General features: G+C 78.7%; 1 pseudogene. It reads left to right on the top strand.

What is annotated here, in order from left to right:
- Positions 1–579, top strand: a pseudogene (locus EEJ42_RS05595) (hypothetical protein); the annotation flags it as partial.

The raw sequence follows: 579 nt of genomic DNA, 5'->3' as shown, positions 1-579 counted from the left end.
GGCGGTCACGGCGAAGACCAGGGTGCGGCCGCGCGTATAGCCACCGGCGCGGGCGGCGACCAGCAGCAGCTGCGCACTGTGGCGCTCGCGGTGCCGGGCCGGGCGCTGTCCCGGGTGCTGGGTCTCGACCGTGAGCCCGATGGCCGCGACGCGGCGGACTGGGCGGGCGGCGGCCGCGCGGGCGGTGTCCAGGCCCGGCTTCGGGACGGCGGCTGGCGGCTGTACGGGCAGGTGGATCAGGTGCTCGACGNCGGGCGGTGTCCAGGCCCGGCTTCGGGACGGCGGCTGGCGGCTGTACGGGCAGGTGGATCAGGTGCTCGACGGCCACAGTGCGCAGCTGCTGCTGGTCGCCGCCCGCGCCGGTGGCTATACGCGCGGCCGCACCCTGGTCTTCGCCGTGACCGCCGAGGCGGCCGGGCTGGCCCGCACCCGGCTGACGGCGCTGGACGAGACCCGGCCGCAGGCCCGTATCGAACTGCGGGATGTCCCGGCCGAGCTGCTGGGCGAGGACGGCGCGGACGTCGCGGGCGCGCTGGCCGGGCTGGGCGGCCCGGCGGCGGCCGTCCTCGCGGCCGAGGC

It is taken from the genome of Streptomyces botrytidirepellens, assembly GCF_003721215.1.
Taxonomy (GTDB): domain Bacteria; phylum Actinomycetota; class Actinomycetes; order Streptomycetales; family Streptomycetaceae; genus Streptomyces; species Streptomyces himastatinicus.
Note: the sequence above shows the minus strand (reverse complement) of the source record. Positions and strands in the feature narration are given on the sequence as shown.